Origin of the sequence: Rhodoferax sp. UBA5149 (assembly GCF_002413825.1) — a bacterium.
In the GTDB taxonomy this organism is placed as follows: domain Bacteria; phylum Pseudomonadota; class Gammaproteobacteria; order Burkholderiales; family Burkholderiaceae_C; genus Rhodoferax.
In genome coordinates this window covers 1,237-3,777 of the sequence record NZ_DHXT01000024.1, presented here as the reverse complement: position 1 = coordinate 3,777, position 2,541 = coordinate 1,237, and the positions used below count along the sequence as shown (strand labels likewise).

The 2,541-nt window shown below is 61.5% G+C and carries 3 protein-coding genes and 1 pseudogene; 2 read left to right on the top strand and 2 right to left on the bottom strand.

From position 1 onward, the window contains the following. Together B3V69_RS01790 and B3V69_RS01785 are read right to left on the bottom strand one after the other, a co-directional pair. The coding region (locus tag B3V69_RS01790) for an arginase (RefSeq protein ID WP_296443228.1) at positions 1 to 650 on the bottom strand (650 nt) is incomplete at its 3' end. Continuing rightward, a complete protein-coding gene (locus B3V69_RS01785) occupies positions 647 to 1,771 on the bottom strand; it encodes an ornithine cyclodeaminase (RefSeq protein WP_296443226.1) in 1,125 nt (374 codons plus the stop codon). The genes B3V69_RS01785 and B3V69_RS01790, both read right to left, overlap by 4 nt. Before the next feature lie 121 nt (positions 1,772 to 1,892). Between B3V69_RS01785 and B3V69_RS01780 the strand changes: the two genes are divergently transcribed. Together B3V69_RS01780 and B3V69_RS01775 are read left to right on the top strand one after the other, a co-directional pair. After that, complete coding sequence (locus B3V69_RS01780) at positions 1,893 to 2,318, top strand: Lrp/AsnC family transcriptional regulator (protein ID WP_296443223.1); 426 nt, start codon at positions 1,893 to 1,895, stop codon at positions 2,316 to 2,318. Beyond that, positions 2,315 to 2,541, top strand: a pseudogene (locus B3V69_RS01775) (Lrp/AsnC family transcriptional regulator); the annotation flags it as partial. The gene B3V69_RS01780 and the pseudogene B3V69_RS01775, both read left to right, overlap by 4 nt.

Here is a 2,541-nt window from a genome sequence, read left to right as displayed (position 1 = left end):
TGGCGCATGCCCATCTCGTCGATATAACGCATATCGAACACTTCAATGCCGATGTCATGAACCAGGCGTTTCTCGCCCTCGTCGACGCTGCGAATACCGATCTGGCGGATTTCCTTGGGTTTGAGCGCTGGCACCTGGCCACCCATTTTGATCAGCTCTTGCGGGCCATAGCCGCACAGGCAGGCCACCGGCATGCCATGGATATTGCCACTCGGCGTGAGCGTGGCGGTATTGAAGTCGGCGTGCGCGTCAAACCACAAGACGCGCAACTTCTTGCCCTGCTCGCGGCAATGGCGCGCCACCGCGCTGATGGAGCCGATGCCCAGGCAATGGTCGCCGCCAAGCATGATGGGCAGCCGCCCGGCCCGGAGTTCAGCGTACATGGCGTCATGCAGCAACTGGTTCCACTGCACCACTTCAGGCAGGTGGCGAAATCCGTTGACCGCCTCTAGCCAGGGATTGGCCGGGCCCGCCAGATTGCCGCAGTCTTTGACGTCGAGACCAAACTGGGCAATCGCCTGTGCCAAGCCGGCGACGCGCAAGGCCTCAGGCCCCATGCGCGAGCCCATGCTGCCCGCGCCAATATCGGTGGGGACACCGATCAGGCTGACGCCGCGGGGGACGGGGCTGGCAGGGATGTCCGGGTTCATGCCGCCAAGGCCCGCTTTTTGATATTGGCGCCAGACACCGCGCCGGCCCGCGCCGCACGTGGACTGGCAGACGCTGGTGAGTCCAGCGCAGGCCGGATCAGGCTGAACAGGTCTTTCGGATCAGCCAGCTCGGGAATCAGTGACACCCATTGACCAATCCCCAGTTGACTTGCGGCGTCACGCAGAAAACGCAATGCCGAATAGTCTTCCAGCGCAAAGCCGACCGAGTCAAACACGGTGACTTGGGCGTCGGAGGTGCGGCCTGGCGCCTGGGCGCGCAGCACCTGCCAGAGTTCGGTGACGGCAAAATCCGCGGGCAGCTGCTGCAGATCGCCCTCAATGCGGGTTTGCGGCTCGTACTGCACAAATACCGTGGCCCCGCGCAACACATCTGCGTGCAGCTCGGTCTTGCCGGGGCAATCGCCGCCCACACCGTTGATGTGCATGCCGGGCTCGATCAGATCCGGCGTGAGGATGGCGGCGTTGGTTTTATCAGCGGTCACGGTCGTGACTATATCGGCTCCGCGCACGGCCTCGGCAATACTGCCGCAGACGATCAGGCGCAGCGCGGTGTGCTGGAGGTTGCCTATCAGCTTCCGGGTGGCGGCGCGGTCGATATCAAACAAGCGGATTTCCTCGATGCCCAGCAGGTGATGAAAAGCCAGCGCCTGGAACTCGCTTTGCGCGCCGTTGCCGATCAGCGCCATGCTTTTGCTATGGGGTCGGGCCAGCGCGCGGGCAGCCACGGCCGACATGGCGGCGGTGCGCAAGGCGGTGGTCAGAGTCAGCTCGCTGAGCAACTCGGGGAAGCCGGTATCGACGTCGGCCAACACACCAAACGCCATGACGGTGGGCAAACCGGCGAAGGTGTTCTTGGGATGGCCGTTGACGTATTTGAAGGCGTAGGTCTTGGCGTCCGCAATCGGCATGAGTTCGATCACGCCGCCCGCGGAGTGACTGGCGACGCGGGCGCATTTGTCAAAGTCTTGCCAACGCAGGTAATCTTCATGAATGTAATCAGCCATGCGGCTCAAGGTCGCCGCGGCGCCGATTTTGTTGACGATAGCGGCGACATCCTGAACCGTAAGGTAGTGGGTTTGGACAAGTGAGGGACGTTTCATAATTCGCTCGAATACTTGAAGAGTAGTGTCCCCAGATCACATGACAATGTAAATCGACAACATTGCTTGCTTTTTGATAAATTTCTATCACTTCGACAACAAATATTGACATAGTGACAACATGGATGCTGTTGATCAACAATTACTTTCACTTTTGCGCAAAGACGCCCGCACCAGCGTGGCCACGCTGGCGAACAAGCTTGGCGTGTCACGCGGTACGGTGACCAACCGGGTAACCAAGCTGGAAGACGCCGGCATCATCGTCGGCTACACCGTCAAGCTGCGGCCTGACGCGCAGCCCTCCGAAATCAGCGCCTGGATGAGCGTGGCGGTGGAAGGCAATGAGGGCCGTTCGGTCATCGCCAGCCTGCTGGGCGAGCGCGGTGTAGCTTCCCTGCACGACACCAACGGGCGCTGGGATTTGCTGGCTGAGCTGCGCGCGGCCAATCTGGCGGAGCTGTCGCAAGTGCTGGAGCGCATTCGGCTGATTCGCGGCATCAGCAGCAGCGAGACCAGTATTCATCTGCAGACCTATCGCCTGTCATGAGTACCGCCCTGCCGGAGCTCGACCGCATCGACCTCAAAATTCTCGCCTGCCTGCAGGACGACGGCCGCATCTCCAACCTCAAGCTGGCGGAAAACGTCGCCTTGTCGCCTTGTCACCCTGTCGCCGACCGCGGTGCTGGCGCGGGTGCAGCGGCTGACCAAAGACGGCTACATCCTGGGCTATGAGGCGCGCCTGAACCCGCACAAACTGGGGGTCGGCCTGA